This window comes from Micromonospora sp. LZ34, from assembly GCF_052981855.1.
Genome location: NZ_JBRIQN010000006.1, coordinates 103,449 through 128,762, shown reverse-complemented (window position 1 = coordinate 128,762; position 25,314 = coordinate 103,449). Strand labels below are relative to the sequence as shown.

Below are 25,314 nucleotides of genomic sequence, written 5' to 3'. Positions count from 1 at the left end.
GCGCCACGCTAACCAGCGGAGTTGACCGCACCATGAATCCCACCTGGGAGCCTCCTGTGCATCGCCGTTTCCCGGATACTGGAAGATGCGTACCGGGAGACGGGACGGCGACGTACCGTCGGGGCGACGTCGAGGCGAAGGAGCACAGGACGTGGCACGGATCGCGGTGGTGGCCGGTGACGGGATCGGACCCGAGGTGGTCGCCCAGGCCCGCAAGGTCATCGACGCCGTGCTGCCCGGGGTGGCGGCGACCGAGTACGACCTCGGGGCGGCCCGCTACCACCGCACCGGCGAGGTGCTCCCCGAGTCGGTGCTGACCGAGCTGGCGGGGCACGACGCCATCCTGCTCGGCGCGGTCGGCGACCCGAGCGTCCCGCCCGGCGTGTTGGAGCGGGGCCTGCTGCTCAAGCTCCGGTTCGCCTTCGACCAGTACGTCAACCTCCGCCCGTCGCGGCTCTGGCCCGGCGTGCCCGGCCCGCTGGCCACCGTGAAGCCCGGCGAGGTCGACCTCGTCGTGGTGCGCGAGGGCACCGAGGGCCTCTACGCCGGCGCCGGCGGCGCGCTGCACCGGGGGACCCCGGCTGAGATCGCCACCGAGGAGAGCCTGAACACCCGGCACGGGGTGGAGCGGGTGATCCGCGACGCCTTCGCCCGGGCCGCGCGCCGGGAGCGGCGCAAGGTCACCCTGGTGCACAAGACGAACGTGCTCACCCACGCCGGTTCGCTCTGGGCCCGCGCGTTCGAGGCGGTCGCCGCCGAGCACCCGGACGTGACCACCGAGTACCAGCACGTCGATGCGGCCGCGATGTTCCTGGTCACCCAGCCCCAGCGCTACGACGTGGTGGTCACCGACAACCTCTTCGGCGACATCCTCACCGACATCGCCGCCGCGGTCACCGGCGGCATCGGGCTGGCCGCCAGCGGCAGCATCAACCCCGACGGGACGTACCCGTCGATGTTCGAGCCGGTGCACGGCTCGGCACCGGACATCGCCGGGCGCGGCGTCGCCGACCCGGTGGCGGCGGTGCTCTCCGCCGCCCTGCTGCTCGACCAGCTCGGCCACGCCGACGCCGCGGCCCGGGTCACCGCCGCGGTGGCTCAGGAGCTGGCCGCGCGGACGCCGGGCGTACCGCTGCGCACCGCCGAGGTGGGCGACCGGCTGGCGGCCTACGCCGCCTCCTGAACGGAGCCGCCGCGCGCCGCCCGTTGGCCGCCGCGCACGCCGACCGGTTCGGCCGCCCCGGTACGCCCGGGCGGCGCTACCCGCTGAACGACCGTTCGGGGTAAGTTTCTGGCACCAGTTTCTCCGGCGTGCGGTCCCGCATGCCGTTGTCCCGCAGGGAGGTCAGCGCGATGAGCGGTGGTGACAAGCTCGACTTCGAGATCCGTCCGAATCCCGCGCCGGTATCCGCCGCCGACCGGGCCGCCCTGCTGGCCAACCCCGGGTTCGGCCGGGTCTTCACCGACCACATGGTGACCATCCGGTACGCCGACGGCAAGGGCTGGTACGACGCCCGGGTCGAGGCCCGCGGCCCCATCCCGATGGACCCGGCCAGTGCCGTGCTGCACTACGCGCAGGAGATCTTCGAGGGGCTGAAGGCCTACCGCACCGCCGACGGCGGGGTGACCATGTTCCGGCCGGAGGCCAACGCCGCCCGGTTCGTGGCCTCGGCCCAGCGGATGGCGATGCCGCCGCTGCCGCCGCAGGCGTTCGTCGACTCGCTGCACCGGCTGATCGAGATCGACCGGGAATGGATCCCGGAGGGTGAGGACGGCAGCCTCTACCTGCGGCCGTTCATGTTCGCCAGCGAGGTGTTCCTCGGCGTCCGGCCGGCCAACGAATACCTCTACGTGCTGATCGCCTCGCCGGTCGGGGCGTACTTCGCCGGCGGCGTCACGCCGGTCAAGGTCTGGGTCTCGCCGGACTACACCCGGGCCGCACCCGGCGGCACCGGCGCGGCGAAGTGCGGCGGCAACTACGCCGCCTCGCTGGTCGCCCAGGCGGAGGCCATCGAGCACGGCTGCGACCAGGTGGTCTTCCTCGACGCGGTGGAGCGCCGGTTCGTCGACGAGCTGGGCGGCATGAACGTCTTCTTCGTCTACGACGACGACACCCTGGTCACCCCGCCGCTGACCGGCACCATCCTGCCCGGCATCACCCGGGAGTCGGTGCTCACCCTGGCCGCCGAGGCCGGGCACCGGGTCGAGGAGCGCCCGGTGACCTTCGCCGACTGGCAGGCGGACGCGGCCAGCGGCCGGTTGCGCGAGGTCTTCGCCTGCGGCACCGCGGCCGTGATCACCCCGATCGGGGAGGTCCGGTTCCCGGACGGCGAGTTCCTGGTCGGCGGCGGCGAGCCGGGGCGGGTCACCATGGCCCTGCGCCAGCAGCTGGTCGACCTCCAGCGCGGCAAGGTCGCCGACCCGCACGGCTGGGTCACCCGCGTCCTCTGATTCGCCGCCGCGGCGGCCCGTTCGCGGGTCGCCGCGCAGCCGACGGGCTCCGGTGGGCGGCGGTGGGCCCGTCCGCGCCGCCCGCTACGCCAGCAGGTGGTCGCGGAGCGCGGCGAGCTGGGCGTCCGTGACGCCGGCGTGGCGCAGGTAGTCCTCCACCGACCCGTGCCGCTCCCGCAGCTCGGCGAGGAAGAGCGTGATGGCCTCGGCCGGGCAGGTGAGCGGCGGCAGGCCCGGCCGCATCTCCTTGCCGGTGCTGGCGAACCAGGCGAGGAACCGCTCGCCCGCCTCGGTGCTGAGGGCGTAGTCGGCGCCGATGGTCTCGTCGGCGACCCCGAGCACGGCGAGGGTCAGCGCGCAGACGATGCCGGTGCGGTCCTTGCCGGCTACGCAGTGCACCACCACCGGGGCGTTGCCGGCGTCGGCGATCAGCCCGACCGCCCGGGCCAGCCCGGCGGTGCCGGTGTCGGCCAGGTCGGCGTACCGGTCGGCGAGGTAGCGGGCCAGGTCGCTGCCCGGCTGGTACGGCTGCAGGTCCCACTCGGCGTGCTCCGGCGGCACGTGCCGCCAGGTGAGCCCGGGGAAGTCGGGCACTCGGCCGTCCCGCTCCACCTCGTACTGACGGCGCAGGTCGATGACGGTCCGGACGCCGAGGGCGGCGAACGCGGCCCGGTCGGTCTCGTCGATGCGGTGCAGCGAGTCGGAGCGGTACAGCCGTCCCGGGCGCACCGTCCTGCCGTCGTGGCCGGGGTAGCCACCGACGTCGCGGAAGTTGAACATGGCGGAGAACGGGATCCGGCGGTTGACCTCGATAGCGTCCACCCTGACACGGTAACGGCCGGTGGGGCCGCGGCCCCACCGGCCGTCCAAACAGGATTAACCGTTACCTGGCGGTACCCGGCGGGATGGCCGAGTACGAGTCGCCGTAGTAACCACCGAGCTTCTCCCGGTAGGCCGGGTCGGTGTCGGCGGTCTCGTCGTACTCGGGCGCGGCCTTGATCTGGTCCTTGCTCCGGTCGACGTAGACCTTCCGCTCGTCGTGGTCGACGTGGTTGACGGTGCCGGCAGGGATCATGACCTTCTTGCCGAAGATCCACGGACCGGTGTCGACCACGAGGTAACTGGAATTCACCTCGTGGCTGGCCCGGTCCACCTTGCCGATGCCGCCGTCACTCGCCTCCACCTTGTAGCCCACCAGGTCGGCGCCGGTCACCCCGGCGTCGTCCCGGTAGCGCCACGGGTCGAAGGTACCGCCGGGCGTGCCGCCCATGACGGTGCCACCGGGCACGAGCGGGTCCGGCGTCCCGTGGGTCGTTCGAGGGTCGAGCCGCTCCATGGCGTTTCACTCCTCTACTCGACTGATCGGGGGTTGGTGCCCTGTCAGCCCCATGTCCTACCCGGTGTCGAGATCGGTACACCTGTCCGGTACCCACGAAAAGGGCCGGCCGGTGTGACCGGCCGGCCCTTGACGAGACCGCTCAGGCCAGCGCGGCCTCCGCGTCCAGGGTGACCGCGGCGGCGTGCACGACGGCGGCGATCCGCAGCCCCTCGTGCACCTGCTCGCGGCTGAAGCCCGCGGCGCGCAGTGTCTTCTCGTGCGACTCCAGGCAGACGCCGCAGCCGGTGATCGCCGAGACGGCGAGGCACCACAGCTCGAAGTCGGCCTTCTCCACCCCGGGCCGGGCGATGATCTGCATCCGCAGCCGGGCCGGGATCGACTGGTACTGCTCGTCGCCGATCAGGTGCTTGGACCGGTAGTAGATGTTGTTCATCGCCATGATCGCGGCGGCGCCCTTGGCCGCTTCGACCGCCTCCGGCTTGAGATGGCCGGTCGCCTCGGCGGCGATCTCCCGCAGCACCACCGGGTTGCGCGCGGCGACCGCGCAGGCCAGCGCGGTGCCCCAGGCCTGGATCGGGTTCAGCGTGCTGGTGCCGATGGTGGAGCCGAGGTTGAGCTTGATGTCCTTGGCGTACTCGGGCAGAGCCGCCTTGACCGCGTCCAGGCCCATGCTCAGGCCCCGGCGCCGGCGAGGAGCGCGTTGGCGTCCAGGGTCTCGCCGCCCTTGTTCCAGTTGCACGGGCAGAGCTCGTCGGTCTGCAGCGCGTCGAGCACCCGCAGCACCTCGGAGACGTTCCGGCCGACCGAGCCGGCGGTCACCATGGCGAACTGGATCTCGTTGTTCGGGTCGACGATGAAGGTCGCCCGCTGGGCCACGCCGTCCTCGCCGAGCACGCCGCAGGCGCTGGTCAGCTCGCGCTTGATGTCGCTGAGCATCGGGAACGGCAGCTCGCGCAGGTCCGGGTGGTCCTTGCGCCAGGCGTAGTGGACGTACTCGTTGTCCACCGACACGCCGAGGACCTGGGCGTCCCGGTCGGCGAACTCGCCGTTGAGCCGGCCGAACTCGGCGATCTCCGTCGGGCAGATGAAGGTGAAGTCCTTCGGCCAGAAGAAGACGACCCGCCACTGGCCCTCGTGGGACTTGTGGTTGATGGTCTCGAAGGCCTTGTCGGCCTCCAGGGACACGCAGGCGGTGAGTTCGTACTCGGGGAAGCGGTCACCGACAGTGAGCACAGGTCCTCCTTGACAGCGGCACGAGGCCGGTAACTGGATCAGTTCCAAATACTTCCGCAGCGGGGTTTCCGGCTGGTGGCGGCCGGGCGACTTGTGAAGTCGATCACGAACGGCGGATTCTGTCCCGAAGTGCGAGGCGGACGGGGTATCGCGACCCTCCGTCACCGTCTCGACATGTGGATTTTGCCTCCCAAAACCAGGGGGAGGGTGGCAGAGTACCGATCGTGACCAGCACCGTCCTGATTATTCGCAGCTAGCGCGCCGGCTCCCCCTCCGCCGAGCGCGCAGACCTCCCGCATTCGCGGGGGGTCTTTTTGTTGCTCCCCGAAAGGACTCCGCATGACGTTCCAGGTGTACGACACGACGTTGCGCGACGGCGCGCAGCGCGAGGGGCTGAGCTACTCGGTGGTCGACAAGCTCGCGGTGGCCCGGCTGCTCGACGAGTTCGGGGTCGGCTTCATCGAGGGCGGCTGGCCGGGCGCGGTGCCGAAGGACACCGAGTTCTTCCGCCGGGCGTACGGCGAACTCGACCTGAAGCACGCGGTGCTGGTCGCGTTCGGCGCCACCCGGCGGGCCGGCGTGGCGGTCGCCGACGACCCGCAGGTGCGCGGCCTGCTCGACGCGCGGACCCCGGCGGTCGCCCTGGTCGCCAAGGCCGACCTGCGGCACGTCGAACGGGCGCTGCGCACCACCGCCGCGGAGAACCTCGCGATGGTCCGCGACACCGTGGCGTACCTGGTCGGGCAGGGGCGGCGGGTCTTCGTCGACGGGGAGCACTTCTTCGACGGTTACCGGCAGGACCCGGCGTACACCGCCGCGGTGGTGGAGACCGCGCTCGCCGCGGGCGCCGAGCGGGTGGTGCTCTGCGACACCAACGGCGGGATGCTCCCCTCGCAGGTCACCGCGGCGATCGCCGACCTGACTGACCGGCTCGGCGTGGGCCCGGAACTGTTCGGCATGCACGCCCAGAACGACACCGCCTGCGCGGTTGCCAACACCATCGCCGCGGTCGAGGCCGGGGTGCGCCACGTCCAGGGCACCGCGAACGGCTACGGCGAGCGCCCCGGCAACGCCGACATCTTCGCGGTGGTCGCCAACCTCCAGCTCAAGCTCGGGCTGCCCGTCCTACCGGAGGGCTGCCTGGAACAGATGGTGCGGGTCTCCCACGCCATCGCCGAGATCGCCAACATCGCCCCCGACACCCACCAGGCGTACGCCGGGGCGGCCGCCTTCGCCCACAAGGCGGGGCTGCACGCGAGCGCGATCAAGGTGGATCCGCTGCTCTACAACCACGTGGACCCACAGGTGGTGGGCAACGACATGCGGATCCTGGTGACCGAGATGGCCGGCCGGGCCAGCGTCGAGCTCAAGAGTCGTGAGCTCGGACTGGACCTGGCCGGCCATCCGGAGGCGCTGTCCCGGGTGACCGGTCGGGTCAAGGAACTGGAGGCCGGGGGCTGGTCGTTCGAGGCCGCGGACGCCTCGTTCGAGCTGCTGGTCCGCTCCGAGCTGCCGGACGCCGCCCCGGTGCGGCCGTTCGCGCTGGAGTCGTACCGGGTGCTGGTGGAGCACCGAGAGGACGGCGCGGTGGTCTCCGAGGCGACCGTCAAGATCCGGGTGCGCGGGGAGCGGGTGATCGCCACGGCCGAAGGGAACGGCCCGGTCAACGCCCTGGACGAGGCGCTGCGGGTCGGGCTGGCCCGGCACTACCCGGAGCTGCGCGACTTCGAGCTGGCGGACTACAAGGTGCGGATCCTGGAGGGCACCAGCGGCACCGGCGCGGTGACCCGGGTGCTGCTGGAGACCGCCGACGGCAACGGCCGCGACTGGACGACGGTCGGTGTGCACCCCAACGTCGTCGAGGCGAGCTGGCACGCCCTCGTCGACGCCCTCACCTACGGCCTGGACCGCACCCGGGTCTGACCCCGCTCCGGCGGACGGACCGGCGGTGGCCGGCCCGGTCCGGAAGCGGCCGGACGAGGGGCGGGTCAGGCGGGGAGGGTGAGGACGGCGAGGACGGCGCGGTGGTCGCTGCCGGGAAGCGGGTGGACCCGCACCGAGCGGACCGCGATCCGGCGGTCGACCAGCACGTGGTCGATGGTCACCGGGGGGATCGGGTCGCCGTCGTACGGGCCCCAGGTGCCGGTCAGGCCCGCGCCCGCGGCGTCGGCCGCGTCGACGTACCCGGTCGCCAGCAGGGCGCGCAGCGGGGCGTGGTCGAGGGTGGCGTTGAAGTCCCCGGCCAGGATGCCCAGTGGGCCGTCCGGGGTGGCCCGCGGCTGCGCCGCGAGATCGTCGCGCCAGTAGCCGACCTGGTCCACCGCGTACGGTGCCGCGGGGTGCGCCGACTCCACCCGCACCGGGGGGCTGCCCGGCGGCGTCACGGTGCCGTACGCCTGGGTGAAGCCCCAGCCGCCGCGCAGCTGCCGCACGCCGCCGTCGCTGATCGGGTGGCGGGCGTAGAGCCCGGAGCCGGGCGTGCCCACCTGCGGGTTCAGCTGCCGGTGGGGGAGCAGCTGGTCGAGGCCGAGCCGGTCCAGCTCCGCCTGCGCGCCGGGGGTGAACTCCTGCACGGCCAGCACGTCGACCCGGTGCGTGCGGACCAGGTCGACCAGCGTGCGCGGGTCGGCGGCGCCGGCCAGCAGATTCGCGGTGAGCACCCGCAGCGTCAGCCCGGCCGCCGCCGGCTGCGCCGAGCCCAGCCCCCGGGGCGCCACCACGGCGACCAGCGCGACCGCGGTCACCGCCGCGACCACCGCCGGCCAGCGGCGCCGCAGGGCGAGCGCGAGCAGCAACGGCACCAGGCTCCCGGCGGCGACGTACGGGGTGAAGGCGAGCGCCTGCACCAGCGGCCCGCGGTCCAGCCCGGCCAGGCGGGCCACCGCCCAGGCGAACCCGGGGGCCACGACGACCCAGCAGAGCGCCGCCCGGATCCGGTCGGAGCGGGTGCCGGCCGGGTGCGGCGCGGTCTGCGTGATCATGGCTGGAGACTATCCGGCCCGCCGCCGCGCCGTGGCCCGACCAACCGCGGCGAACGCATTTCACGAATACCGAAGCATTCGCCTTTCACGGTTTTACGACGCCGATACGACAACCCCGAAAAGCGTGATCGACTATTGACGCCCAGCTTTTTGTGGTGCTACGTTCCACATGGTTAAGGCGTCGGAACTGTGAGTAGTTATCGCTGCTCAGCAAGGGTGCGAGCTAAAAAAGTATTCAACGTTTCAGGTGCGACCGGGATTATTTATGGGTTGGCTACGGTCAATTATCGTCCCGGGCTGAAAAAGGGTAATGAACCGTCCCGCGCAGCGCGGGTCGGCCGTATCACCACGGTCACAAAAGGGAGACCTGTCATGACCAAGATCCTCAGACGTAAGGCGGTGGCGGTGGCGTTCGCCGTCCTGGCCCTCACCCTGGCCGGCGGCGGGGTCGCCGTCGCCCAGGCCCCGGACGGCGCCCAGCCGGCCGCCCGCGCCGGCAACGGCGCCCAGCCGCCGGTGACCGCGCAGTCGGCGCGCATGGCCAAGGCGGCGCTGGCCAACGGCGTCCAGGCGACCGCGGCCGCCGGCACCCACTACACCATCATCGTCAACGCCAACGGCACCCGGGCCCGGGGCACCGGCACCGTGATCAAGTACGGCGTCGGCCAGTACGAGGTCCAGTTCCCCTACGTCGTCACCGGCGGCGTCTACGTGGCGACCATCGGCCGGCCGGACTCCTGCTGCATCCCGGCGGGCGGCGAGGTCGCCGTGGCGCCCCGGCTGCTCACCCCGAACGGGGTGTTCGTGCAGACCCGCAACTCGGCCGGGGCTGCCGTCGACCTGCCGTTCCACCTCGTCGTACACCTCTGACCCCCGCCGGGGAGCCGGCCCGCACGCCAGCCGTGCGGGCCGGCTTCTCCGGTTCCTGCCGGGCTGAGACGTTCCGGATCGGCGGCGCCGTATGGGCTGCTCAGGGCCGGTAATTCCGACGTTTGTCCGACCACCGCCACGGGAAGCAAGCACCGTGACGGACATCTCGGACACCCTGGCCAGCGTGCCCAGCCCGGTCGATCCCGACGCGACGACAGCGGAGCTGGAACAGACCCTCTTCGAGGTCAAACGCGTGATCGTCGGGCAGGATCGGCTCGTCGACCGCCTGCTCACCGCCCTCGTCGCCGAGGGGCACTGCCTGCTGGAGGGCGTACCCGGCGTGGCCAAGACACTGGCCGCGCAGACCCTCGCCACGGTGGTCGGTGGCACCTTCTCCCGGATCCAGTTCACCCCGGACCTCGTCCCGTCCGACATCGTCGGCACCCGGATCTACCGGGCCTCGAAGGAGACCTTCGACATCGAGCTGGGCCCGATCATGGCGAACCTGGTGCTCGCCGACGAGATCAACCGGGCCCCGGCGAAGGTGCAGTCGGCGCTGCTGGAGGCGATGGCCGAGCGGCAGGTCTCGATCGGCGGGCGGAGCTACGAGGTGCCCGAGCCGTTCCTGGTGCTCGCCACCCAGAACCCGATCGAGTCGGAGGGGGTCTACCAGCTCCCCGAGGCGCAGCGCGACCGCTTCCTCATGAAGATCGTCGTCGACTACCCGAGCGACACCGACGAGCTGGCGATCCTCTACCGGATGAGCACCGACCGGCCGCGGGCCCGCCCGGTGCTCGACCCGCAGCGGCTGCGTGAGCTGCAGCTCCGCGCCGCCCACGTCTTCGTGCACCACGCCATCGCCGAGTACGTGGTCCGGCTCATCCTGGCCACCCGGGACCCGGGCCGGTTCGGGCTGGCGGAACTCGCCCCGCTGCTCGCGTACGGGGCGAGCCCGCGGGCCACCCTCGGCCTGGTGGCCGCCGCCCGCGCCCAGGCGATGCTGCGCGGCCGCGAGTACGTGTTGCCCGAGGACGTCCGGGAACTGGCCGTGGACGTGCTCGCCCACCGGCTGGTGCTCTCCTTCGACGCGATCGCCGACGGGGTGGCCGCCGAGTCGGTGGTCCGCCGGCTGGTCGACGCGGTGCCGCCACCCCGGATCGCCAACCACCATCCGGAGCACGCGCCCGATCTGGCGGCGGCATGAGGTGGCGCGCCGCCACCACGCCGGCGCCGACCGATCCGGGGCTGGCCGATCTCGCCCCCGACCGGCGGCTGCGCCGGCTGGAGCTGACCGTTACCCGTCGGCTCGACGGCCTGCTGCACGGGCAGTACCGGGGACTGCTGCCCGGCCCGGGCAGCGAGCCGGCCGGCAGCCGGGAGTACCGCCCCGGTGAGGACGAGGTACGCCGGATGGACTGGGCGGTGACCGCCCGCACCACGGTGCCGCACGTCCGCGAGGTCGACGCCGATCGGGAACTGACCACGTGGCTGCTGGTCGACGCCAGCCCCAGCATGGAGTACGGCACCGCCGAGCTGGACAAGCGGGAGCTGGCCGTGGCGGCGGTCGCGGCGGTCGGCTTCCTCACCGCCGGGCTCGGCAACCGCCTCGGCGCGCAGGTGCTCGGCCCGGACAGGCTGCGCCGGTATCCGGCCCGCAGCGGGCGTACCCACCTGCTCGGGCTGCTCCGCACGCTGCTGGCCGCACCCCGCACCGGCGGGTACGACCCGGCGGACGTGCCCCCGGCGGCACCCGACCTGGCCGACGCGCTGGACGCCGTGCACCGGGTGGCCACCCGGCGCGGCCTGGTCGTGGTGGTCTCGGACTTCCTCGACGGGCTGCCTGACGACCCCCGGCGGGAACCACCCTGGGAACGCGCCCTGCGCCGACTCGCCGTCCGGCACCAGGTGCTCGCCGTCGAGATCACCGACCCGCGCGAGCTGGAGCTGCCGGACGTCGGCCTGATCACCCTGGTCGACCCGGAGACCGGCCGCCGCCGCGAGGTCTGGACCGGTGACCGGTTGCTGCGCGAGCGGTACGCGGCCGCCGCGGCCGCCCAGCGCGAGCAGGTCCGCCAGGCGGTGCGCCGCAGCGGGGCGACCCACCTGCCGCTGCGTACCGACCGGGACTGGGGCGCCGACATCGTGCGGCACGTGCAGGCCCAGCGCCGGCTGGTGGCCGCCCCGGCCGGCCCGGCCCGGGGAGGTGCCGCGTGATCTGGGAGTCCCCGGTCCGGCTCTGGCTGCTCCTCGGCGTGCTCGCCCTGGCGGTCGGCTACCTGATGATGCAGCGCCGCCGCAGCCGGTACGCCGTCCGGTTCACCAACCTGCGGCTGCTCGACCGGGTGGCCCCGGAACGGCCGGCGTGGCGGCGGCACGTGCCGGCCGGACTCTTCCTCGCCATGCTGGCGCTGCTGGTGGTGGGCTTCGCCCGGCCGACGGCCGAGGTGCAGGTGCCCCGGGAGCGCGCCACCGTGATGGTGGCGGTGGACGTCTCCACCTCGATGCTCGCCACCGACGTCGAGCCGGACCGGCTCAGCGCTGCCAAGGAGGCGGCCCGCCGGTTCGTCGACGGCCTGCCGGACGAGTTCAACGTCGGGTTGGTCGCCTTCGCCGGCAGCGCGGCGGTGCTGGTGCCGCCGGGCACCGACCGGGAGTCGCTGCACGAGGGCATCGACCGGCTCGCCGAGGGCGCCACCGGCGTGCAGGGCACCGCGATCGGGGAGGCCATCAGCACCTCGCTCGGCGCGCTGAAGGGCCTGGACAGCCAGGCGGCGAAGGAGCCGCCACCGGCCCGGATCATCCTGCTCTCCGACGGGGCGAACACCTCCGGGATGGATCCGATGGAGGCCGCGGCGGGCGCTGTCGCGGTCGAGGTCCCGGTGCACACCATCTCCTTCGGCACCCCGACCGGGTTCGTCGACCGAGGCGGCCGGCCGATCCAGGTGCCGGTGGACGGGCAGACCCTGCGCGCGGTCGCCGAGGAGACCGGCGGCGTCTTCCACGAGGCCAGCACCAGCGACGAGCTGCGCGCGGTCTACGACGACATCGGCAGTTCGGTCGGGTACCGCACCGAGCGGCAGGACGTGTCGGCCCGCTTCATCGGCCTCGGGCTGGTGTTCGCGATGGGTGCGGCGGCCGGCTCGATGCGCTGGTTCTCCCGCCTGCCCTGATCGCGGACCGACAGTGAGGAGCGTACGCATGGCTGTGCAGACTGGACTGGGCGAGCCGCGCGGCCCCTGGTTCACCTCGCCCGAGCTGGACCCGGACGGGCGGGGCGGATGGGACGGGACCGGGGCGGGCCGGGGCCCGGCGGGGCCGCGCTGGCGGGCCCGGCTGCTGGCCGCGCTGGCGGTCATCGCCCTCTCCACCGTCTCGGGTGCGGTGGCCGGCGGCTGGGTGGCCGGCCGGGACGGCGTGCCCGGCGCGGCGCCGGCCTCCGCAGCGCCGGTGCCGGCGGAGCTGGTCACCGCCGCCGGCAAGACCGTGCCGGGGGTGGTGTCGGTGCTGGTCGGCGGGGCCGGCGGCGCGTCGGCGACCGGATCCGGCTTCGCCGTGGACAACGAGCAGCACATCATCACCAACGACCACATCCTGGCCAAGGGCCGCAACGGCTCGGTGACGGTGGAACTGCCGGACGGCCGGCGGTTCGCCGCGGAGGTGGTCGGCCGGGAGCCGCGCAGCGACCTGGCGGTGCTCAAGGTGCCGCCGTCGGCCGGGCTGGCGGCGCTGCCGCTGGCCAAGCCCGGCTCCACCCGGGTCGGCGAGCCGGTGCTGGCGGTCGGATCGCCGCTGGGGCTGCCCGGCACCGTCACCGCCGGCATCGTCAGCGCGCTGGACCGGCAGGTCCGGCTCGGCGACAACCGGCACTCCGCGGTGCAGACCGACGCCTCGATCAACCCGGGCAACTCCGGCGGCCCGCTGGTCAACGCGCGCGGCGAGGTGGTCGGGGTGAACACCGCGATCGCCACCATCGACGGCAACGGCTCGATCGGCATCGGCTTCGCGATCCCGATCGACCAGGTGCAGCAGACCGCCGACACGATCATCGGCAAGGGGGGCTGAGCTGCCGGCATCGCCCCGTCGGGGCCGCGCTGGGAAAGCGGGAAGTGTCGGATACCCGGCGCGAAATGATCGGGCCATGGAAATATTACGCTGAGTATGGATACTGGCGTGGGTGGAGCGTCCTCTCATCGCGGTCCTCCTGCTGGTGGGCCTGATCATCGGTTGCGGCGTGGGGTCGGCGTACGCCCGGGCGCGGCGCGGTTGGGCCGACTACCAGACCGTCAAGAAGTCCGTGCCCGGCGCGCGTCGCGCCGCGTGGCTGCTCGTCCGGGCGGTCACCACCAAGATCGGGGCGATCGCCCTGCTGCTGGTCGGGGCGGTCGCGTACGCGGCCGTCGGCGCCGACGACGAGGCCGCGCAACCGTCGCCCACCCCGAGTGCCACGCCCGGTGACCGGCCCGGGCGCTAGCCTCAGGGGGTGGACGACGGACTGCGGGTGACCGACCGGTGGGTCGTCCCCGCCGGGGAGCTGCGGGAACGGTTCTCCCGCTCGTCCGGCCCCGGCGGGCAGGGGGTGAACACCGCCGACTCCCGGGTCGAGCTGAGCTTCGACCTCGGCTCGTCGCCGAGCGTGCCGGCGTCGCTGCGGGCGCGGGCCCTGGAGCGGCTGGCCAACCGGCTGGTCGACGGGGTGCTCACCATCGCCGCCAGCGAGCACCGGGCGCAGCTGGCCAACCGGGAGGCCGCCCGGGAGCGGCTGATCGCCCTGCTGCGCGAGGCGGTGGCCCCGCCGCCCCCGCCGCGCCGGCCGACCCGGCCGTCCCGAGGCGCCAAGGAGCGTCGGCTGGCCGAGAAGAAGCGCCAGTCGCAGCGCAAGCGGGACCGCCGCGTCGACGGCGATTAGCGCGACCACATCGTGGAGCACCGCCTGTGAGCGGCGTCTCGTGCGTTGGACTGACAGAATCTGGAATCTGTTACTCCGACGATGTAGCGTTGAGCGCGTCAACCACCACGGTGAGAGGACGCACCCATGGACACCCGCACGCTCGGCACCACCGGCCCGACCGTCTCCCGCCTCGGGCTCGGCCTGATGGGCATGTCGGACCTCTACGGCGCCGCCGACGAGGCCGAGAGCATCGCCACCGTCCACGCCGCGCTCGACGCCGGCGTGACCCTGCTCGACACCGGCGACTTCTACGGCATGGGCCACAACGAGATGCTGCTCCGCGACGCGCTGCGCGGCCGGAACCGGGACAACGCGGTGATCAGCGTCAAGTTCGGCGCGTTGCGCGACGCCGAGGGCGGCTGGAACGGCATCGACCTGCGGCCGGCCGCGATCAAGAACTTCCTGGCGTACACCCTGCGCCGGCTGGGCACCGACCACGTCGACATCTACCGGCCGGCCCGGATGTCCCCGGACGTCCCGGTCGAGGACGTCGTCGGGACGCTGGCCGACCTGGTCACCGCCGGCCACGTCCGGCACATCGGCCTCTCCGAGGTGGGCGCCGAGACGCTGCGCCGGGCGCACGCCGTGCACCCGATCACCGACCTCCAGATCGAGTACTCGCTGATCTCCCGGGGCATCGAGACCGAGATCCTCCCGGTCGCCCGCGAACTCGGCGTCGGCGTCACCGCGTACGGGGTGCTGTCCCGGGGCCTGATCAGCGGGCACTGGACGGCCGGGCGCGGCACCGGGCCCACCGACTTCCGGACCTACCTGCCCCGCTTCACCGGCGAGAACCTGGACCGGAACCTGGCCCTGGTCGACGCCCTGCGCAAGGTCGCCGAGGCCAAGGGCGTCACGGTCGCGCAGATCGCCATCGCCTGGGTGCTCTCCCGCGGTGAGGACATCGTGCCGCTGGTCGGCGCCCGGCGTCGGGACCGGCTGGCCGAGGCCCTGGGCGCGCTCGAGGTCGGCCTGGGCGCCGACGACCTCGCCGCGATCGAGGCCGCCGTGCCGCTCGGGGAGGTGGCCGGCAGCCGGTACGACGAGGCGCAGATGGCGCACCTGGACAGCGAGCGGGCGTGAGCCCGCGGCCGGGACGCGACCCCCGGGCGGGGGCCGCGTCCCGGCCGGTCCCGCCGTCAGGGAGGCTGTGCTGATGACCGACCCGTCGATCCTCACCGCCGAGCGCATCCTCGACACGGCCGAGGAGGTGCTGCGCCGGTTCGGCCCGGCCAAGGCGACCGTGCTGGACATCGCTCGGGCGCTCGGGGTCAGCCACGGCAGCGTCTACCGGCACTTCCCGAGCAAGGCCGCGCTGCGCGACGCGGTCGCCGAACGCTGGCTGGCCCGGGTCTCCACCCCGCTGGTCGCGGTGGCCACCGCCGACGACCCCGCCCCGGCCCGGCTGCGCCGCTGGCTGGCCGAGCTCAGTGGCACCAAGCGTCGGATCGCCCGCGAGGACCCGGAGCTGTTCGACAACTTCCAGCAGCTGGCCACCCAGTCTCGCACGGTCGTCGCACGACACCTGGACGAGCTGGCCGGGCAGCTCGCGATCGTCGTCGCCGACGGGGTGGCGGCCGGCGAGTTCGCCGTCGCCGATCCCGCGCTGGCCGCCCGGGCCCTGCTCCAGGCCACCGCGCGGTTCCACCACCCGGCCCACGTCGCCGACTGGACCGAACCGGACCTCGACGACGACTTCGACGCGGTGGTCACCCTCCTGCTGGACGGCCTGCGCGCCCGCCCGGCCGGTTGACCTCCGCGCTGGTCCGGCCAACCTCCGTTCGCTGGTCCGGTACGGCCGCCAGCAGCCGCTCCCGCAGCCGGGCGGCCCGCTCGGCGAAACCACGCTGGGCGGTCACGTACTCGGCCCGCCCCTCCGCGGTCTCCACCCGCACCGGCGGGTAGCCGAGCGCGGCGAGGTCGTACGGGCTGGCCCGCATGTCCAGGGCGCGGATCTCCCGGGCCAGCGCGAAACAGTCCGCGACCAGCTCCGACGGCACCAGCGGAGAGAGCTTGTACGCCCACTTGTAGAGATCCATGTTGGCGTGTAGGCAGCCCGGCTGCTCGTTGGCGTGCTGGGTTTCCCGGGTCGGGGTGAGCAGGTTCAGCGGCCGGGCCGGCGCGGTGAAGAACCGGTACGCGTCGAAGTGGCTGCACCGGATCCGGTTCGCCTCCACCGTCCGCGCGGTCTGCTCGGGGCTCAGCCGCAGCGGCCACGCGTTGTGCCGTACCTCCGCCTGGGTCTGCCGGTAGACCATCGCCCACTCGTGCATGCCGAAGCAGCCGAGGTGCGCCGGCCGGCCGGCGGTCGCCGCGAGCAGCGAGCGGATCCAGTCGACCGAGTCGTCCCGGCGGGCGCGTACCGCGGCGGTGTCGAGGGCGACCCCGGCGGCGGTGGCGCGGTAGTCCCGGCCGAACTCGGCCGGATCCGCGTCCCGCAGCACCACGCCGGCACCCGGGTGCCAGCGGCGCAGCTGAGCCGGCCGGTGCGAGTAGTAGGTGAAGAGGAAGTCCTCCACCGGGTGCTTCTCAGCGCGGCGGCGCCGGGCCAGGTGCGGGGTGAGCCACGCGTCGACCCGCTCCTCGTGCGCCCGCCGCCGGGCCTGCCAGTCCGCGGCGTCGAGCGCGGCGGCGGGGGCGAGGGCGGCGGTCACGGACCCCAGGGTACGACCGCCGCCCACCGGCCGGTCAGGGCACGTCCACCCGCACCCCGGCGGAGAAGACCCCGCTGCGCAGCTCCAACTGGGTCGGCGGTTTCCACCCGGCCACGGTGAAGACCAGCGGCAGCACCATCCGGGTGCCCGCCGCCACCGGCTGGGCGAAAACGTCCCGGCCCTGGTTGGCCGCCCGGGTGGCCAGCTCGTCGGTGCTGACGAAGTTGCCGTCCGGCAGGTACGCCCGTTGCAGCCGGCCGTGCCAGCTCTGCTTCTCCGGGCTGACGTTGCGGAGCCCCACGGTGGCCTGGCACCGCCGGCCGCCCACTCCGGGGTCGCAGGCGATGCGGTAGACGGTGAACTCGAAGGCCGACTCGCGCAGCGGCACGCCGACCGGGCCGTTCACCCCGCGGCCGATCCACGCCCCGCTCGTCGGCTGGCTGCCGGTGTCGACCGCGGCGACCCGCTGGGTGGCCGTCCAGCCGGCCGCGCCGATCGTGCCGGCCAGCACCGCCGCGGCCACCCCGACCAGCAGCCACACCGGCGGGGTGCGGCGACGCTCCGGCGGCCGTGGCGCGGCCGGTCGCGGGTACACGGTGCCCGGCCCGTCGGTCGCCAGCGCCGCGGCCACCGGCCGCCGCCGGCGGCGCCAGGCCCAGAGCAAGCCGCCGGCGGCGAGCAGCAGCACGCCGACCAGTCCCGCCAGCACCACGGGTGGCCGGCGCCACACCGGCGCCTCGGTCACCTCGGCGGCCGGCACCGGCGCGGCGTTCCAGGTCGCCGTCGCGCAGTCGTACGGTCGGCCGCCGTCACCGGCGAAGGCGCAGGCCGGCGCGGTCAGCGGGCGGCCCGGCGCGGCGATGGTGAGGGCCGTGCCGAGGGTGGTGGTGCTCCTGGCCGGCAACCGCAGCCGCCAGGTCACCTCGGTGGCTGACGACTGCCCCGCGCGGGTGGCCCGGCCACCGGGGGAGATGGCGGTCGCCGAGGAGCCCGCCGGCAGCTCCTGCCGGACGGTGGTGTCCACAGGCGCGCTGCCGGTGTTGCGCACCTGGATCCGGTAGCGCGGGGCCGGCGTGCTCTCCGGCGCCACCGCCACGGTGACGGGTGACGGGGCCGGTGGCGGCGCGGCCCGGGTCGGGGTCGGCACCGCCGGTGGCGCGGAGGGCATCGCCGGTGCGGCTGCCTCCGGGGCCGCCGCCGGCCGCGGCTGTGTGGCCGCCACCGGCCGTGGCTCCGCGGCCGCGGCCTCCGGGGCCGACGGGTGCAGTGCCGGCAGGGCGGCGAGGACGCCGAGGCAGTGGACGAACACTGCGAGGGCTCTGTGGTGTCGTGTCGATGCAGGCATACGAACGAACCTCCGCAGCCGACGCTAGGGGCGGCCGGACGTCGTGCGGGTACGAAGCGTGGAATACCGCCCCGACGGCCGGCGGACCGGGTAGCCTGCCCCGGCCGGGCCCCGGTTCCGCCTCGCCGGTCGTGGCGCCGGCCGGGCCTGCTCCGGCCGGGGATAGATTGGCCTGGTGCGTATCGCTCGTTTCGCTCATGCCAAGGGAATGTCGTTCGGGGTCGTCGAGGGGGAGTCGGGGGCCGGTCCGCAGGGCCTCACGATCGCCGAGATCGAGGGCCACCCGTTCGGCCAGCTCACCTTCAGCGGCGCCCGCTGGGCGCTCTCCGACGTCCGGCTGCTCTCGCCGATCCTGCCCAGCAAGGTGGTGTGTGTCGGGCGCAACTACGCCGAGCACGCCGCCGAGCACGGCAGCGAGGTGCCGAAGGAGCCGCTGCTCTTCCTCAAGCCGTCCACCTCGGTGATCGGCCCCCGGGACGCGATCCGGCTGCCGATCTTCTCCAAGCAGGTCGAGCACGAGGCGGAGCTGGCCGTGGTGATCGGCGCGCCGGGTGCCCGCCGGGCCGACCGGGCCGCCGCGGAGCGGGCCATCTTCGGCTACACCTGCGCCAACGACATCACCGCCCGGGACCTGCAGCGCTCCGACGGCCAGTGGACCCGGGCCAAGGGCTTCGACTCGTTCTGCCCGATCGGGCCCTGGATCACCACCGGGCTGGACGTCAGCGACCTGGAGATCCGTTGCGAGGTGGGGCGCGGCCCGGAGGAGATGGAGGTCCGGCAGCTGGGCCGCACCCGGGACATGGTCTTCGACGTGCCGGCGCTGGTGTCGTACATCTCGCACGTGATGACGCTGCTGCCCGGGGACGTGGTGCTGACCGGCACGCCGGCGGGGGTTAGCCCGCTCGCCGACGGGGATACGGTCACCGTGCGGATCGAGGGCATCGGCGAGCTCACCAACCCGGTGGTGCCCGTCGCCTGAACCGCGTCGAGAGCCCGTTTGCGCAGCTCAAGGGCGGTTTCGGGGGGCTCGATTTGGCCTGCTGGCACCGGGAGGGTAAAGTTTGTCCCCGGCGCCGCAAGGGGCCAATGGGGTATGGGGTAATTGGCAGCCCGACTGATTCTGGTTCAGTTAGTCTAGGTTCGAGTCCTGGTACCCCAGCAAACCGGTGTTCGTGAGAATGTCGGTCGCTGGATTCTGCCGGAGTCCACGCCCGTCCCCGCAAGGGGTCGGGCGGGGTCTCTGATAGGGTTCAGCGGCGCCGCTCGCAGGAGCGGCGAGGCAAGAAGGTTCTGGCCCCGTCGTCTAGCGGCCCAGGACGCCGCCCTCTCAAGGCGGTAGCGCCGGTTCGAATCCGGTCGGGGCTACATCCGGGTGCGGCCCGTCTCGTTTCGACGAGGCGGGCCGTTCCGCTTCTGCGCGGTCTACCCACCCCGACCCGGTCCACACCCGGTGAGGGGACGCCGCTACACTACAGCGGCGGCCGCCCGGCAGGGCGGTGAACGCAGGAAAGTGCCTGGCCCCGTCGTCTAGCGGCCCAGGACGCCGCCCTCTCAAGGCGGTAGCGCCGGTTCGAATCCGGTCGGGGCTACCACAACGGCCCGCCTCGCTCCCGCGAGGCGGGCCGTCCCCGTTCCCCACCTCTGCGCCTCCCCGGTCCCACGCCGTTGATCATGGGGTTAGCGGCGGTCCGGGAGATCGAACTCGCCGCTAACCCCATGATCAACCGACTGCTCCGGGGACTCGGAAGCGGGCGGGGTCAGAGGCCGGAGAGGCGTTGGCCGGCGCGGACGACGGCCATGGCGTGGCGTTCGCCGGGGCGGCGGCCGAGGCGCTCGATCGGGCCGGAGATGCTGATCGCGGCGATCACCCGGCCGGTGCGGTCCCGGATCGGGGCGGAGACGCTCGCCACACCCGCCTCCCGCTCGGCGACGCTCTGCGCCCAGCCGCGCCGGCGGACCTCGGCCAGCGTGCGGCCGGTGAACTTCGACCGGGGCAGCAGCGGCATCACCGCCTCCGGCGGCTCCCAGGCGAGCAGGATCTGCGCCGCCGACCCGGCGGTCATCGGCAGCACCGAGCCGACCGGCACGGTGTCGCGCAGGCCGCTGGCCCGCTCGGCGGCGGCCACGCAGATCCGCTCGTCGGCGCGGCGCAGGTAGAGCTGGGCGCTCTCGCCGGTGGCGTCGCGCAGCGCGGCCAGCAGCGGCTCGGCCGCGGTCAGCAGCACGTCCGGCGCGGCGTTCGCCAGCTCACCCAGGCGCGGGCCGGGCCGCCAGCGGCCCTGGGTGTCCCGGACCAGCATCCGGTGGATCTCCAGCGCCTGCGCCAGCCGGTGCGCGGTGGCTCGCGGCAGCTTGGTGCGTTCAACGAGTTCGGCCAGGCTGGCGCCGTCGACGCAGGCGGCCAGGATGACCACCGCCTTGTCGAGAACGCCGACACCGCTCATACTGTGTCCCACAAGCCGAAATTTACCTCCCAGAATTTAGGATGTCCAGATGGTGGGAGTCACTCCCGAGCCGGCGCCCAGGACCCTGGCCGAGAAGGTCTGGGACGCGCACGTCGTACGGTCTGCCGAGGGCGAGCCGGATCTGCTCTTCATCGACCTGCACCTGCTGCACGAGGTGACCAGCCCGCAGGCGTTCGACGGACTGCGGCTCGCCGGCCGCCGGGTGCGCCGCACCGATCTCACGATCGCGACCGAGGACCACAACACCCCGACCGGGTACGCCGAGCCGGCGTTCCGGGAGCGGCGCGGCGACCTGCTCACCATCGCCGACCCGACCTCGCGCACCCAGATCGAGACGCTGCGCCGCAACTGCGCCGAGTTCGGCATCCGGCTGCACCCGCTGGGCGACGACAACCAGGGCATCGTGCACGTGATCGGCCCCCAGCTCGGCCTCACCCAGCCGGGCATGACCATCGTCTGCGGCGACTCGCACACCGCCACCCACGGCGCGTTCGGTGCGCTCGCCTTCGGCATCGGCACCAGCGAGGTCGAGCACGTGCTGGCCACCCAGACGCTGCCGCAGTCCCGCCCGAAGACGATGGCGGTCAACGTCACCGGGCAACTCGGCCCGGGCGTCACCGCCAAGGACCTGGTGCTCGCCCTGATCGCCCAGGTGGGCACCGGGGGCGGGCGCGGCCACATCGTGGAGTACCGCGGCGAGGCGATCCGGTCGCTGTCCATGGAGGGCCGGATGACCATCGCCAACATGTCCATCGAGTGGGGCGCCAAGGCCGGCATGATCGCGCCGGACGAGACCACCTTCGCGTACCTCAAGGGGCGGCCGAACGCCCCGCGCGGCGCGGACTGGGACGCGGCGCTGGCCTGGTGGCGGACGCTGCCCACCGACGAAGGGGCGACCTTCGACGCCGAGGTGACCCTGGACGCCAGCCTTGTCACCCCGTTCGTGACCTGGGGCACCAACCCGGGCCAGGGTGCGCCACTGGGCGCGTCGGTGCCCGACCCGGAGGAGTTCGCCACCGACAGCGAGCGGGCCGCCGCCCGCCGGGCCCTGGAGTACATGGACCTGCGCCCGGGCACGTCGCTGCGTGAGCTGCCGATCGACGTGGTCTTCGTCGGCTCCTGCACCAACGGCCGGCTGGAGGACCTGCGGGCCGCCGCCGACGTGTTGCGCGGGCACCGGGTCGCCGACGGCGTCCGGATGCTGGTGGTGCCCGGCTCCGCCGCGGTCCGCGAGGCGGCCGAGGCGGAGGGGCTGGACAAGGTCTTCGCCGACGCCGGCGCCGAGTGGCGCTTCGCCGGTTGTTCGATGTGTCTGGGCATGAACCCGGACACCCTCCAGCCCGGCCAGCGCTGCGCCTCGACCTCCAACCGCAACTTCGAGGGGCGGCAGGGCCGGGGCGGACGCACCCACCTGGTCTCCCCGCCGGTCGCCGCCGCCACCGCCGTGGTGGGCCGGCTGGCCGCTCCCGCCGATCTGTAGAAGGGCACACCGCAGATGGAGAGGTTCACCACCCACACCGGCACCGCCGTGCCGCTGCGCCGGTCCAACGTGGACACCGACCAGATCATTCCGGCCGTGTACCTCAAGCGGGTGACCCGGACCGGATTCGCCGACGGCTTGTTCAACGCCTGGCGGGAAGATCCGGAATTCGTGCTGAACGATGCCGCGTATTCCGGGGCGTCGATTCTCGTGGCCGGTCCGGAGTTCGGCACGGGGTCCTCCCGCGAGCACGCCGTCTGGGCGCTGCGCGACTGGGGGTTCCGGGCCGTGATCTCCCCGCGCTTCGGCGACATCTTCCGTGGCAACGCGCTCAAGGAAGGTCTGCTCCCGGTCGAGCTGGAATTGAAAGCGGTCGAAGAGATCTGGGCTCTCGTCGAGGCCGATCCGGCCGCCGCGGTCACCGTCGACCTGGCCGCCCGTGAGGTCCGCGCCGGGGGCTCCACCTGGTCGTTCCCGCTCGACGACTTCAGCCGCTGGCGGCTGATGGAGGGCTTGGACGACATTGGACTCACCCTCCGGCACGAGGCGGAGATCAGTGCTTTCGAGGCCCGCCGGCCGGCGTTCCTGCCGACCGTCGGATAGTCGTACGCCCCGCCGGAGCATCGGTTTCCGCCCCCACCGGTCCCGCCGGTGGGGGCGAATCCGTTGCGACACAAGGGCTTTTTTCCACCGAATGTTTGTGTCCCGGCAGCACAGGGCATACCGTGCGCGCAGAATGGCTCGCGTCGAGTCAGTTGCACAATCGGGAGGAAGTCGTGAACAAGGCCGAGCTCATCGAGGCGCTCGCCGTTCGCCTGGGGGACCGGAAGACGGCGACGGCCGCGCTCGACGCGGTCCTCACTGAGGTCCAGGCGGCGGTAACCAAGGGCGAGAAGGTGGCCATCACCGGTTTCGGAGCGTTCGAAAAGCGCATCCGGGGCGCGCGAACAGCGCGCAACCCCCGTACCGGTGAGGCGGTGAAGGTCAAGAAGACATCCGTGCCGACCTTCCGGCCGGGCGCCGGATTCAAGGAGATGGTGGCCAGCGGCAAGGTGCCGAAGGCCACGGCCGCGGCGAAGAAGACCACCGCGGCCGCCGCCAAGGCCACCGGCGCCAAGGCCACCGGCGCGAAGGCGACCGGGGCCAAGGCGACCGGGGCCAAGGCGGCCGCGGCGGGCAAGAAGACCGCCGCGGCGAAGAAGACCGCCCCGGCCACCAAGACCGCCGCGGCGAAGAAGGCCGCCACCACCAAGAAGACCGCCCCGGCGAAGAAGAGCGCCGCGGCGACCAAGACGGCCGCGGCGAAGAAGACCGCCACGGCCAGCAAGAGCGCGGCGGCCAAGAAGGCGCCGGCGAAGAAGTCCCCGGCCAAGAAGGCAGCGACCCGCCGCTGACCCGGCCCGTACCCGAGGGGCGTCCACCGTCGTGGTGGGCGCCCCTCGGCGTTCCGGTGCGCTCCGAGGGGCTGATCCGGGCCGCTGACGGGGGAGCCTCGCGGCGTTGACCCGGACCGGTAGGGCACGGACAATCGCCGTGCCGACCCACCCCCGCCGGTCACGAGAAGAGGGCGCCGGTGCGCAACCGTCACCTCACAACCGCCGCGCTGGCGCTGGGCCTCGTCCTCCTCACCGACGTGCTGCGGGTCTGGCTCCCGTCGATCATCACCATCTTCGGGCAGGCGGCGTCCACCCCGGCGGAGCTGATGGGCGCCTTCGCGCTCGGCTGGTTCCTGCTCGCCCTGGCCGCGCCGCCGCTGGTCCGGCGGCTCGGCGCCCGGCCGGTCACCCTCGCCGCGGCGGTGGTGCTGGCCGGGATCCGGCTGGCCCTCACCGCCGCGCCGGGCGGCCTGGCCCAGCTCTGGCTGGCCACCGCCGGCCTGCTCGCCGGTCTGCTGTGGCTGGCCGGCACCGCCACCGGCACGCCCCGGCCGGTGCCCGGTCTGGCCTTGGGACTGGCCCTGGGCGCGGTCGGGCACGCCCTGCTCGACACGTACGACCTGGTCTGGTGGGGGCGGTGGGAGGCCTGGCTGGTCAGCGGCGCGCTGGTCGTGCTCTTCCTGGCCGCGGCGTCCCTGCGGCGCCCGTCGACCGGGTCGTCCGCACCGGACGCGGCGGCCGGTGGGGCCCGCGCCTGGCTGCTGGCTGGTCCGGGACTGCTTCTGGCCGGCATGGTGGCGCTCTCCCCGGCGCTCGCCGGAACGGCGATGTCCTACTTCTACGGCCCCGGCGGGTCGATCGCCGAGCCACCGCCGCTGGGCCTGGCGCTGGCCGGTGGGGCGGTCGGGCTCTTCGTGCTCGCCGCGCTGGCACCGGCGCGGCGCTGGTGGCCGGTCGCGCCCGTGGCCCTGGTGCTCGGCGCGCTGCTCTTCGCCCTCGACCGGCCGGCGCTGCTCGCCCCGGCCGTCCTGCTGACCGCCGCCGGTCTCGGCGGTTGCCTGGCCCGCACCGATGCGCCCGCACCCGCCGCCGGCCCGCCGCCGGACGAGGCCGCCACCTCCGCCGCCACGCCCGCGGACGGCGCCGGCGGGCGGGATGACCGCCCGGACGTCCGGCGGGGGTACGCCGCCGTCACCGGGATGCTGGTCTTCGCGATCGCCGCCGTCGGCTACTACGCCGCCTACGACCTCGGCTACCCCAACGGCTGGGCGCCGGTCGCCGTCGCCGTGCTGGTCGCCGGGGTGGCGGTGACCGCCCCGGCCCCGGCGCACCGCCCGCCGGCGACGCTGCCGCCGGTCCGGACGGCCGCCGTGCTCGCCGGGGTGACCCTGCTCGCCGCGTGGGGGCACGGGCCCTGGCTGGCGTCGGGCAACCGGCCGGGCCCGCCGGAGATGGTCCGGGTGGTGGCCTACAACGTGCGGATGGGTTTCGGCCTGGACGGGCGGTTCGACCTGGACGGCCTGGCCCGGGTCGTGCGCGCCGAGTCGCCGGACGTAATGGTGCTCAGCGAGGTGGACAGGGCCTGGCTGCTCAACGGCGGCCACGACACGCTCACCCTGCTGGCGAAGCGGCTCGGCATGCCCTACGTCTTCGCGCCGGCCGCCGACCCGGTCTGGGGCGATGCGGTGCTCAGCCGCTGGCCGACCACCGCGCCCCGCACCCTGGCGCTGCCGGCGGTCGGGGCGCCCACCGGGGCGCAGGCCCTCGCGGTCGGCCTCGACCTCGGCGGCGGCGTCCGGCTCGCGGTGGTGAGCACCCACCTGCAACCGCCGCCGGGTCGGGGGCCGGTGGTGCAGGCCCGCGCGGTCGCCGAGTTCGCCACCGGGTACGCGGCCGGCCGGCCGCTGGTGGTGGCCGGCGACCTGAACACCGAACCGGGCGAGGAGGCCTTCGCCGAGTTCACCCGGGCCGGCCTGGTCGACGCGCTGGCGGCGGCCCGCCCGCTGGCCACCAGCCCGGCCGACGATCCGCGCCAGCAGATCGACCACGTCTTCGTCTCGCCGGGCCTCGCCGCCGCCGACGCCGTGGCGCCGCGCGCCCTGGCCAGCGACCACCTGCCGGTCGCGGTGACGCTCACCCTGCCCTGACCCGGGCCGGCGGCGCTCCGGGCCG

General features: G+C 73.8%; 25 protein-coding genes and 3 tRNA genes. 20 read left to right on the top strand and 8 right to left on the bottom strand.

All coding sequences use genetic code 11. From position 1 onward, the window contains the following. Nucleotides 1-151: 151 nt before the first annotated feature. Complete coding sequence (locus tag ACVCAH_RS09735) at nt 152-1,183, top strand: 3-isopropylmalate dehydrogenase (protein ID WP_447135726.1); 1,032 nt, start codon at nt 152-154, stop codon at nt 1,181-1,183. A gap of 170 nt (nt 1,184-1,353) precedes the next feature. Further along, nucleotides 1,354-2,451, top strand: coding sequence for a branched-chain amino acid aminotransferase (locus tag ACVCAH_RS09730; RefSeq protein ID WP_447135725.1), 1,098 nt, complete (start codon nt 1,354-1,356; stop codon nt 2,449-2,451). Nucleotides 2,452-2,535: 84 nt separating this feature from the next. On the opposite strand, the gene ACVCAH_RS09725 is transcribed toward ACVCAH_RS09730, so the two are convergent. From ACVCAH_RS09725 to ACVCAH_RS09710, 4 genes are all read right to left on the bottom strand, one after another. Continuing rightward, nucleotides 2,536-3,273, bottom strand: coding sequence for a tyrosine-protein phosphatase (locus ACVCAH_RS09725; RefSeq protein ID WP_447135724.1), 738 nt, complete (start codon nt 3,271-3,273; stop codon nt 2,536-2,538). A gap of 61 nt (nt 3,274-3,334) precedes the next feature. Next, entirely contained in the window at nt 3,335-3,787 is a 453-nt protein-coding gene (locus ACVCAH_RS09720) for a PRC-barrel domain-containing protein (RefSeq protein WP_447135723.1), read from the bottom strand. Between the two features lie 142 nt (nt 3,788-3,929). Then, nucleotides 3,930-4,460 carry a carboxymuconolactone decarboxylase family protein gene (locus tag ACVCAH_RS09715; protein WP_447135722.1) on the bottom strand — a complete coding sequence of 177 codons (531 nt, stop codon included), beginning with the start codon at nt 4,458-4,460 and terminating at the stop codon, nt 3,930-3,932. Nucleotides 4,461-4,462: 2 nt separating this feature from the next. Next, on the bottom strand, nt 4,463-5,023 hold the full coding sequence (locus ACVCAH_RS09710) for a peroxiredoxin (RefSeq protein WP_447135721.1): 561 nt from the start codon (nt 5,021-5,023) through the stop codon (nt 4,463-4,465). Nucleotides 5,024-5,362: 339 nt separating this feature from the next. Here ACVCAH_RS09710 and cimA point away from each other — a divergent pair, with 339 nt between their 5' ends. Continuing rightward, entirely contained in the window at nt 5,363-6,946 is a 1,584-nt protein-coding gene (cimA, locus tag ACVCAH_RS09705) for a citramalate synthase (protein ID WP_447135720.1), read from the top strand. Between the two features lie 65 nt (nt 6,947-7,011). On the opposite strand, the gene ACVCAH_RS09700 is transcribed toward cimA, so the two are convergent. Further along, the gene (locus ACVCAH_RS09700) at nt 7,012-8,004 is read right to left on the bottom strand and encodes an endonuclease/exonuclease/phosphatase family protein (protein ID WP_447135719.1); all 993 of its coding nucleotides are present in this window, start codon (nt 8,002-8,004) and stop codon (nt 7,012-7,014) included. 372 nt (nt 8,005-8,376) lie between these two features. Here ACVCAH_RS09700 and ACVCAH_RS09695 point away from each other — a divergent pair, with 372 nt between their 5' ends. The 9 genes from ACVCAH_RS09695 (at nt 8,377) to ACVCAH_RS09655 (ending at nt 15,575) form a co-directional block, all read left to right on the top strand. After that, nucleotides 8,377-8,874, top strand: a complete 498-nt coding sequence (locus ACVCAH_RS09695) for a hypothetical protein (RefSeq protein ID WP_447135718.1) — start codon at nt 8,377-8,379, stop codon at nt 8,872-8,874. A gap of 154 nt (nt 8,875-9,028) precedes the next feature. Further along, nucleotides 9,029-10,078 carry an AAA family ATPase gene (locus ACVCAH_RS09690; protein ID WP_447135717.1) on the top strand — a complete coding sequence of 350 codons (1,050 nt, stop codon included), beginning with the start codon at nt 9,029-9,031 and terminating at the stop codon, nt 10,076-10,078. Then, nucleotides 10,075-11,088 (top strand): DUF58 domain-containing protein, encoded by a 1,014-nt coding sequence (locus ACVCAH_RS09685; RefSeq protein WP_447135716.1) that lies wholly within the window; start codon nt 10,075-10,077, stop codon nt 11,086-11,088. The genes ACVCAH_RS09690 and ACVCAH_RS09685 overlap by 4 nt, the downstream gene beginning before the upstream one ends. Further along, entirely contained in the window at nt 11,085-12,044 is a 960-nt protein-coding gene (locus ACVCAH_RS09680) for a VWA domain-containing protein (protein ID WP_447135715.1), read from the top strand. The genes ACVCAH_RS09685 and ACVCAH_RS09680 overlap by 4 nt, the downstream gene beginning before the upstream one ends. Before the next feature lie 28 nt (nt 12,045-12,072). Further along, on the top strand, nt 12,073-12,936 hold the full coding sequence (locus ACVCAH_RS09675; protein ID WP_447135714.1) for a S1C family serine protease: 864 nt from the start codon (nt 12,073-12,075) through the stop codon (nt 12,934-12,936). 112 nt (nt 12,937-13,048) lie between these two features. Then, nucleotides 13,049-13,345, top strand: a complete 297-nt coding sequence (locus ACVCAH_RS09670) for a hypothetical protein (protein ID WP_447135713.1) — start codon at nt 13,049-13,051, stop codon at nt 13,343-13,345. Between the two features lie 9 nt (nt 13,346-13,354). Then, nucleotides 13,355-13,780, top strand: a complete 426-nt coding sequence (gene arfB / locus ACVCAH_RS09665) for an alternative ribosome rescue aminoacyl-tRNA hydrolase ArfB (RefSeq protein WP_447135712.1) — start codon at nt 13,355-13,357, stop codon at nt 13,778-13,780. Nucleotides 13,781-13,906: 126 nt separating this feature from the next. Then, a complete protein-coding gene (locus tag ACVCAH_RS09660; RefSeq protein ID WP_447135711.1) occupies nt 13,907-14,905 on the top strand; it encodes an aldo/keto reductase in 999 nt (332 codons plus the stop codon). 73 nt (nt 14,906-14,978) lie between these two features. Beyond that, on the top strand, nt 14,979-15,575 hold the full coding sequence (locus ACVCAH_RS09655; protein ID WP_447135710.1) for a TetR family transcriptional regulator: 597 nt from the start codon (nt 14,979-14,981) through the stop codon (nt 15,573-15,575). Here ACVCAH_RS09655 and ACVCAH_RS09650 read toward each other — a convergent pair. Together ACVCAH_RS09650 and ACVCAH_RS09645 are read right to left on the bottom strand one after the other, a co-directional pair. Continuing rightward, complete coding sequence (locus ACVCAH_RS09650; protein WP_447135709.1) at nt 15,532-16,476, bottom strand: 3-methyladenine DNA glycosylase; 945 nt, start codon at nt 16,474-16,476, stop codon at nt 15,532-15,534. The genes ACVCAH_RS09655 and ACVCAH_RS09650 overlap by 44 nt on opposite strands. 34 nt (nt 16,477-16,510) lie before the next feature. Beyond that, nucleotides 16,511-17,821 carry a hypothetical protein gene (locus ACVCAH_RS09645; RefSeq protein WP_447135708.1) on the bottom strand — a complete coding sequence of 437 codons (1,311 nt, stop codon included), beginning with the start codon at nt 17,819-17,821 and terminating at the stop codon, nt 16,511-16,513. Between the two features lie 175 nt (nt 17,822-17,996). On the opposite strand from ACVCAH_RS09645, the gene ACVCAH_RS09640 reads away from it, so the two are divergent. From ACVCAH_RS09640 to ACVCAH_RS09625, 4 genes are all read left to right on the top strand, one after another. After that, nucleotides 17,997-18,800 carry a fumarylacetoacetate hydrolase family protein gene (locus ACVCAH_RS09640; RefSeq protein WP_447135707.1) on the top strand — a complete coding sequence of 268 codons (804 nt, stop codon included), beginning with the start codon at nt 17,997-17,999 and terminating at the stop codon, nt 18,798-18,800. 108 nt (nt 18,801-18,908) lie between these two features. Further along, nucleotides 18,909-18,980: transfer RNA gene (locus ACVCAH_RS09635), tRNA-Gln, on the top strand. A 133-nt stretch (nt 18,981-19,113) separates the two neighbouring features. Next, a tRNA-Glu gene (locus ACVCAH_RS09630) sits at nt 19,114-19,186 on the top strand. Nucleotides 19,187-19,337: 151 nt separating this feature from the next. Then, nucleotides 19,338-19,413, top strand: a tRNA-Glu gene (locus ACVCAH_RS09625). Between the two features lie 165 nt (nt 19,414-19,578). On the opposite strand, the gene ACVCAH_RS09620 is transcribed toward ACVCAH_RS09625, so the two are convergent. After that, nucleotides 19,579-20,265: an IclR family transcriptional regulator gene (locus tag ACVCAH_RS09620; RefSeq protein ID WP_013284529.1), complete on the bottom strand. Its 687-nt coding sequence runs from the start codon at nt 20,263-20,265 to the stop codon at nt 19,579-19,581. Nucleotides 20,266-20,314: 49 nt separating this feature from the next. On the opposite strand from ACVCAH_RS09620, the gene leuC reads away from it, so the two are divergent. From leuC to ACVCAH_RS09600, 4 genes are all read left to right on the top strand, one after another. Next, entirely contained in the window at nt 20,315-21,766 is a 1,452-nt protein-coding gene (gene leuC, locus ACVCAH_RS09615; protein ID WP_447135706.1) for a 3-isopropylmalate dehydratase large subunit, read from the top strand. 15 nt (nt 21,767-21,781) lie between these two features. Next, nucleotides 21,782-22,369: a 3-isopropylmalate dehydratase small subunit gene (gene leuD, locus ACVCAH_RS09610; protein ID WP_447135705.1), complete on the top strand. Its 588-nt coding sequence runs from the start codon at nt 21,782-21,784 to the stop codon at nt 22,367-22,369. Between the two features lie 173 nt (nt 22,370-22,542). Then, entirely contained in the window at nt 22,543-23,160 is a 618-nt protein-coding gene (locus ACVCAH_RS09605; protein ID WP_447135704.1) for an HU family DNA-binding protein, read from the top strand. Nucleotides 23,161-23,339: 179 nt separating this feature from the next. Then, nucleotides 23,340-25,289, top strand: a complete 1,950-nt coding sequence (locus tag ACVCAH_RS09600) for an endonuclease/exonuclease/phosphatase family protein (protein ID WP_447135703.1) — start codon at nt 23,340-23,342, stop codon at nt 25,287-25,289. The last annotated feature ends 25 nt before the right edge of the window (nt 25,290-25,314 follow it).

Coding starts and splice junctions, on each gene's coding strand:
- ACVCAH_RS09730 (WP_447135725.1), top strand. CDS start 1,354: ATGAGCGGTGGTGACAAGCTCGACTTCGAGATCCGTCCGAATCCCGCG.
- ACVCAH_RS09720 (WP_447135723.1), bottom strand. CDS start 3,787: ATGGAGCGGCTCGACCCTCGAACGACCCACGGGACGCCGGACCCGCTC.
- ACVCAH_RS09715 (WP_447135722.1), bottom strand. CDS start 4,460: ATGGGCCTGGACGCGGTCAAGGCGGCTCTGCCCGAGTACGCCAAGGAC.
- cimA (WP_447135720.1), top strand. CDS start 5,363: ATGACGTTCCAGGTGTACGACACGACGTTGCGCGACGGCGCGCAGCGC.
- ACVCAH_RS09700 (WP_447135719.1), bottom strand. CDS start 8,004: ATGATCACGCAGACCGCGCCGCACCCGGCCGGCACCCGCTCCGACCGG.
- ACVCAH_RS09695 (WP_447135718.1), top strand. CDS start 8,377: ATGACCAAGATCCTCAGACGTAAGGCGGTGGCGGTGGCGTTCGCCGTC.
- ACVCAH_RS09685 (WP_447135716.1), top strand. CDS start 10,075: ATGAGGTGGCGCGCCGCCACCACGCCGGCGCCGACCGATCCGGGGCTG.
- ACVCAH_RS09675 (WP_447135714.1), top strand. CDS start 12,073: ATGGCTGTGCAGACTGGACTGGGCGAGCCGCGCGGCCCCTGGTTCACC.
- ACVCAH_RS09660 (WP_447135711.1), top strand. CDS start 13,907: ATGGACACCCGCACGCTCGGCACCACCGGCCCGACCGTCTCCCGCCTC.
- ACVCAH_RS09655 (WP_447135710.1), top strand. CDS start 14,979: ATGACCGACCCGTCGATCCTCACCGCCGAGCGCATCCTCGACACGGCC.
- ACVCAH_RS09645 (WP_447135708.1), bottom strand. CDS start 17,821: ATGCCTGCATCGACACGACACCACAGAGCCCTCGCAGTGTTCGTCCAC.
- ACVCAH_RS09620 (WP_013284529.1), bottom strand. CDS start 20,265: ATGAGCGGTGTCGGCGTTCTCGACAAGGCGGTGGTCATCCTGGCCGCC.
- leuC (WP_447135706.1), top strand. CDS start 20,315: ATGGTGGGAGTCACTCCCGAGCCGGCGCCCAGGACCCTGGCCGAGAAG.
- leuD (WP_447135705.1), top strand. CDS start 21,782: ATGGAGAGGTTCACCACCCACACCGGCACCGCCGTGCCGCTGCGCCGG.